Source organism: Elstera litoralis, assembly GCF_000963705.1.
Lineage (GTDB): Bacteria > Pseudomonadota > Alphaproteobacteria > Elsterales > Elsteraceae > Elstera > Elstera litoralis.
Genome location: NZ_LAJY01000666.1, coordinates 1 through 5608 on the forward strand (window position 1 = coordinate 1; position 5608 = coordinate 5608).

Annotated in this window: 6 protein-coding genes and 2 pseudogenes; 5 read left to right on the top strand and 3 right to left on the bottom strand. The window is 64.3% G+C overall.

Annotated features, from left to right (window positions below; all coding sequences use genetic code 11):
* The 3 genes and pseudogenes from VZ95_RS18785 to lexA all read left to right on the top strand — a co-directional run.
* On the top strand, positions 1 to 693 hold a 693-nt coding region (locus tag VZ95_RS18785), incomplete at its 5' end, for a molybdopterin molybdotransferase MoeA (RefSeq protein WP_045777222.1).
* A gap of 60 nt (positions 694 to 753) precedes the next feature.
* A pseudogene (locus VZ95_RS29490) lies at positions 754 to 963 on the top strand (LexA family protein); the annotation flags it as partial.
* A 119-nt stretch (positions 964 to 1082) separates the two neighbouring features.
* A pseudogene (gene lexA / locus VZ95_RS29495) lies at positions 1083 to 1457 on the top strand (transcriptional repressor LexA); the annotation flags it as partial.
* Here the strand turns inward: lexA and VZ95_RS22470 are convergent.
* The 3 genes from VZ95_RS22470 to VZ95_RS22480 form a co-directional block, all read right to left on the bottom strand.
* Entirely contained in the window at positions 1451 to 2047 is a 597-nt protein-coding gene (locus VZ95_RS22470) for a hypothetical protein (protein WP_198148402.1), read from the bottom strand. The pseudogene lexA and the gene VZ95_RS22470 overlap by 7 nt on opposite strands.
* Positions 2014 to 2913, bottom strand: coding sequence for a ComEC/Rec2 family competence protein (locus VZ95_RS22475; RefSeq protein WP_198148403.1), 900 nt, complete (start codon positions 2911 to 2913; stop codon positions 2014 to 2016). The genes VZ95_RS22470 and VZ95_RS22475 overlap by 34 nt, the downstream gene beginning before the upstream one ends.
* A 228-nt stretch (positions 2914 to 3141) precedes the next feature.
* On the bottom strand, positions 3142 to 3564 hold the full coding sequence (locus VZ95_RS22480) for a hypothetical protein (RefSeq protein WP_052711943.1): 423 nt from the start codon (positions 3562 to 3564) through the stop codon (positions 3142 to 3144).
* 187 nt (positions 3565 to 3751) lie between these two features.
* Here VZ95_RS22480 and gltX point away from each other — a divergent pair, with 187 nt between their 5' ends.
* Together gltX and VZ95_RS18805 are read left to right on the top strand one after the other, a co-directional pair.
* On the top strand, positions 3752 to 5164 hold the full coding sequence (gene gltX / locus VZ95_RS18800; RefSeq protein WP_045777223.1) for a glutamate--tRNA ligase: 1413 nt from the start codon (positions 3752 to 3754) through the stop codon (positions 5162 to 5164).
* A gap of 100 nt (positions 5165 to 5264) precedes the next feature.
* Positions 5265 to 5608 (top strand): citrate/2-methylcitrate synthase (locus VZ95_RS18805; RefSeq protein WP_332308139.1); only part of this gene is annotated, 344 nt, incomplete at its 3' end.

The following is a 5608-nucleotide window of genomic DNA, read 5'->3' on the forward strand; positions in this document are numbered from 1 at the left end:
CGCCGCCCGCGTGTCGCCATTCTCGCGACGGGTGATGAGGTTCGACGGCCCGGCGATCCGCTCGCGCCGGGGCAGATCGTCAGTTCCAATAGTTATGCGCTGGCCGCGCTTATTCGCAGCTTCGGTGGCGCGCCGATATTGCTGCCTGTCGCGCCGGATACGCTCGGCGGGCTGGCCGAGGCGGCGAAGAATGCCCAAGGCTGCGATCTGCTGCTGACCACCGGCGGCGCCTCGGTCGGCGATCATGATCTGGTGCAGCAGGGGCTTGGCGCGGTTGGCCTGTCGGTCGATTTCTGGAAACTCGCGCTGCGCCCCGGCAAACCGCTGATCTTCGGCACATTTGGCGATCGGCCCTTCCTGGGGCTGCCCGGCAACCCGGTTTCGACGATCGTCTGCGCACTGCTGTTCCTCAAACCCAGTATCGAGCGCCTGCTGGGGTTGCCGCGTCAGGCGTTGCCCAGCGTGCACCTGCCGCTCGGCGTGCCCCTGCCCGCCAACGATGGGCGACAGGATTATCTGCGCGCCCGGCGGGTCGCGGGGCACATCACGCCACTGCCCATTCAGGATAGCGCGATGATGAATGTTCTCGCGGACGCCGATGGATTGCTGGTACGCCCGCCCTTTGACCCCGCAAAAGCGGCAGGAGACTTGGTTTCGGTAATTTTGTTCCCGGCGGGTTCTCTTCCTGCTTGACGCGGGCCTGCGAATGAACATAGAACGGAACGAGACTCAACCGGAAAGGAGCGGCGGGCCATGCTCACCCCCAAACAGCACGAGCTTTTGCTCTATGTTCATCGGCGTTTGGCGGAAACCGGCGTGTCGCCCTCCTTCGATGAAATGCGCGAAGCGCTCGATCTGCGCTCCAAATCCGGGATTCATCGGCTGATTACCGGGCTTGAGGAGCGCGGCTTCATCCGCCGCTTGCCGCACCGGGCGCGGGCGCTGGAAATTCTGCGCCTGCCGGAAGCCGCCGCCAATCCGCAACCCGTCGCGCCGGTTGCCAGCCCGGACGCAGCTATGCCCGTGCCTTGATGCGCAGCCCGGTCGCGACCGCCTTCATGGCGCGCGCGGCGGCCAATCACACCAGTCTACCGCTCTATGGCCGCATCGCCGCCGGTCTGCCGATTGAGGCGACGCGCGATACGGCGATGATCGATATTCCCAACCATCTCGTCGGCAAGGGCGACCATTACGCCCTGGAAGTGGCCGGGGATTCGATGGTTGAAGCAGGGATTCTGGACGGCGATATCACCATCATTCACCGCTGCGATACTGCCGAAAACGGCGCGATTATCGTCGCCCTCGTGGACGATCAGGAAGTCACGCTCAAGCGGCTGCGGCGCAAGGGCGCGTCGATTGCCCTGGAGCCTGCCAATAAAGCCTATGAAACCCGCATTTTCGGCCCGGATCGCGTGCGCATTCAAGGCAAACTTGTCGGGCTGCTGCGGCGCTACTGAGCCGGGGGTACGCGGCGGACAGGGGCAGGCGGCATCCAGCGCCGCCCGGTCTGGCGCGTGGCGGTAAACTGCGGCTTGCCGTCGATCAAATCGATGCGCAAGGGGGATTGTCGCTGAAGATAAGGCCGCGACTCGCGCCAAACCGGGGCTGAGCAAGGCGTGCGAATCGGCGCGCTGGCGATAATCCCCCAAGCCTCGCGGCAATCCTGGGCCAGGGCCGCCGGATGACGGGTAAGGGCCAGCGGCCCCCGCGCGGTCGGAAAACGGCAGCCCCAGGGATCGCAGGTAGCAAGACTGCCCACGCCGCCCATCGCAACGAGGCGACGCGCGGCCAACGCTTCCCCCAGTACCCGTGCCGGGAGTGCGCTGGGCGTTGAGCCGAAAATCTCCACCACCCCATCGGCGCGGGGGACCGCAATTGTGCCGCCCTGCCCGCCGACCAGCAAAAACGGCGGCGGCGTGACGGCAGCAAGGCCAAGGGCCACCCCCAAGGGGGCGAGAGCCGCCCAGCGCAGCGCGCCGGTCCAAAGGCAGGCCCAGAGCCCGGCAACAACGATCAGCAGCAGTACGGTTTCGGAAAAAGCGGGCACCGGGATCGACGCGCCGGGCAGCCCGGCGACTGCCTCCGCCAGGGCCAATCAAGCCATCGATCCCCCATCCCCGCGAGGCCCCAGCCCCAGGCATCGAGGCCGAACGGCAGCAGCAGAAACCCGAGTACGACCCCCGGCATAATCACGAGCCCGGTCAAGGGAATCGCCAGCAGGTTGGCGACGATTCCATACAGGGCAATCGTGTGAAAATGAAAGGCCGTGAAGGGGGCCGTCGCCACGGTCGCCACCAGCGACGTGAGCAGTGCCGAGCCGACCGCGATCACCGGCCCCAGAATGCCACCATAGGCCGCGCGCAACCGCGATAACCAGGGGCCGATAATTTCATAGCCCGAAATCAGCGCGATCACCGCCGCAAACGACATTTGAAAGCCGGGGTTCAGCAGCGCCTCCGGCGAGCCCAGCAGCACCAACACGGCAGCGACCGCCACTGTGCGCAGGGTCAGCGGCGTGCGGTCGAGCAGAATGGCGAGCAGCACGACGCCGGTCATAATCACCGAGCGCTGAACGGGCACGTCCCACCCGGCCAGCACGCCATAGAGCAGAACCAGCGCCGCCGTCGGCCAAACCGCGAGCTTCTTGGTATCGACGCGCAGGGCAATCGCCGGAACCAGGGCCAGCCCGCGCCGGGTGAACACCATCGCCAGCGCCGCCACCAGCCCAATATGGAGCCCGCTGATCGACAGAATATGCGTCAACCCGCTGTCGCGCATGGCGAGGCGTACCGGCCCCTCAATCCCGCTTTGATCGCCGACCGCAAGCGCAATGGCGATTTCCCCCGCCACTCCGGGGACGTGCTGGCGAATGCGCTCCGCCAGCGCCGCCCGCCCAGCGGTCAGAAACGGCACGTCTCCGCCCGCCTGAACCTCCAGCGCATAAATGGTGCCGTGCCCAAACAATGCCTTGGAAAAACTGCGCCAGTCGTGAATCGAACCCGCCCGGGGCCAGGGGCGGCGGCACCGGCGTTAGCACCGCCTGCACCCGAACCCGCGCGCCGACCGGGGGAGCCTCGCCCGCGCGCAGCGTGAGCCGCACGCGCCCGTCACCGACCTCCGGCACGGCAGCTCCATCGCGCATCAGCCCGTCAACGTGAGGCGAAGGCCGGTTTCGGTTCGCCCGACCGCCACAACCTCCGCCCCATACCATTGGACGGTGAGCGGCCAACTCAAGCCAACCGGCGCGGTCAGCAGGCTATGTACCTGTGCAGCCGCAAAACCGCAGGCGACGAAACCGACGGCGCGCAGGCTGAGAATGATCCAGGTTGCCGCCCGACGGGTCAGCAGCAGCGCCACGCCCCCCGCCAGCGGCAAAAAAAGCAACCCGAGCGGCGGATCGCGCGGCAGACCGAAGAAAACCCCGATGCCAAGCCCCAAGCACCCCGGCACCCACAGGCCGAACCGATCCGCCTGCGCCGCCCAAAGCCCCTGCAAAGCCTGACGAATCCCGATCCACTGGGCGAGCCAATGCCCCCACATCAGTTGGATCGGTGCCGTCCGCATCGCAGGCCATCCTCCGGAAAAAAACCGGTAAAAATCACAGGGATATTACACGAAAACCGCCGATCCCCGCCCATCATTCCAGTTTTAGCAATCCTGTCCAGACCGGATGACGCCGATAATCGGGTTTCGTTGTGCCGCGCAACATGCTAGACCGTTGGCACTTATTCCTTGTGGTTATGGATTCTGCATGAGCATCGTTACACGCTTTGCCCCCTCGCCCACCGGCTTTCTCCACATCGGCGGCGGACGCACGGCGTTGTTCAACTGGCTCTACGCCCGGCATTTGGGCGGCAAATTCCTCCTGCGCATCGAAGATACCGACCGTCAGCGCTCAACCCCGGAAGCGGTCGAGGCGATTATGAAGGGCCTCAAATGGCTGGGGCTCGATTGGGATGGCGAGGTGGTGTTCCAATTCGCCCGCGCCGGACGGCACGCCGAGGTCGCCAATCAGCTTCTCGCCCAGGGCCGTGCCTATCGCTGCTATGCGACGACCGAAGAGCTGGAGGCGATGCGCGAAGCCCAACGCGCCGCAGGCCAGCCGGTGCGCTACGATGGTCGCTGGCGCGACCGCGACCCCAGCGAGGCCCCGGCGAATACGCCCTTCGTCATTCGCCTAAAAGCGCCGCAAACTGGCGAAACCACCGTGAACGATCAGGTTCAGGGGGCCGTGACCGTCGCCAATGCCCAGCTTGACGATATGGTGCTGCTGCGCGCCGATGGTACGCCCACCTATATGCTGTCGGTCGTCGTTGACGATCACGATATGGATATCACCCACGTCATTCGCGGCGACGATCATCTAACCAATACGTTTCGGCAGGTGCAGCTTTATCGGGCGATGGATTGGGAGGTTCCGACCTTCGCCCATATTCCGCTGATTCATGGACCGGACGGGGCGAAACTCTCCAAGCGTCACGGCGCGCTGGGCGTTGAAGCCTATGAGGCGATGGGCTATCTGCCCGAAGCGATGCGGAATTATCTGCTGCGCCTCGGCTGGGGGCATGGCGACGAAGAGGTGATTAGCACCGAGCGCGCTATTAACCTGTTCGACATTACCGCTGTCGGCCGCGCGCCGTCGCGCTTCGATTTCGTCAAGCTCGCCAACGTTAACGGCCATTACATGAAGGAAGCGACGCCAGCGCATCTGCTGCCCGCCGTAACCCCCCTCGTGACCGAAAGGCTGGGCCGCGCGCTGACGGACGCCGAAAGCGCGCTGCTGCTGCGCGCCCTTCCCGGCCTGCAACCGCGCGCCAAAACCCTCGTGGAACTGGCGGAAGGCGCGCTGTTCTACTTCAAAGCTCGCCCCTTGGTTCTCGATGCCAAAGCCGCCGCGATGATGGAAAAATACCGAGACCTCGTGTCGCAGGCGCGCACTGCCCTTGAAACGCAAAGCGACTGGACGGCTGCCGCATTGGAAGCCACAATCCGGGCGCTCGCCGAACAGGCTTCTGCCAAACTGGGCGATTTCGCGCAACCTTTGCGCGCCGCCCTCACCGGCAGCACAGTATCGCCGCCGATTTTCGACGTGCTCGAAATTTTGGGGCGCGACGAAGCCTGCGGACGGATCGCCGATGCGCTCGCTGCGCCCGCAGCAGCCTAACGGCGTTAAGGCCTAGGACCCTGGGGGAGGGTCGATGACGAACGGGTACCGCTTCGATCGGTTACGGTAGAAAAGGTCCAAAATATAAAGGGGATGAGAGATGAGTAACACACCTAAGAAAACGGTGACGATTACTGACAATGCTACGGGTAAAACGGCTGAATTCCCGGTTCTTCCCGGCACGCTCGGGCCAGAAGTTATTGATATCCGCGCTCTCTACCCCCAACTCGGCTATTTCACCTACGATCCGGGCTTTATGGCCACGGGTTCGTGTGAAAGCACCATCACCTATATCGATGGGGATGAAGGCGTTCTGCTGCATCGCGGCTATAAGATCGCCGAACTTGCCGAACAGAGCGACTTTCTGGAAGTTTGCTACCTGCTGCTGAATGGCGAATTGCCCAAGGCCGACGAAAAGCAGGAATTCGATCACGCCATCACCTA

Excerpts from the sequence above, each read along its gene's own strand:
- VZ95_RS22480 (WP_052711943.1), bottom strand. The coding sequence starts at position 3,564 with ATGCGGACGGCACCGATCCAACTGATGTGGGGGCATTGGCTCGCCCAG.
- gltX (WP_045777223.1), top strand. The coding sequence starts at position 3,752 with ATGAGCATCGTTACACGCTTTGCCCCCTCGCCCACCGGCTTTCTCCAC.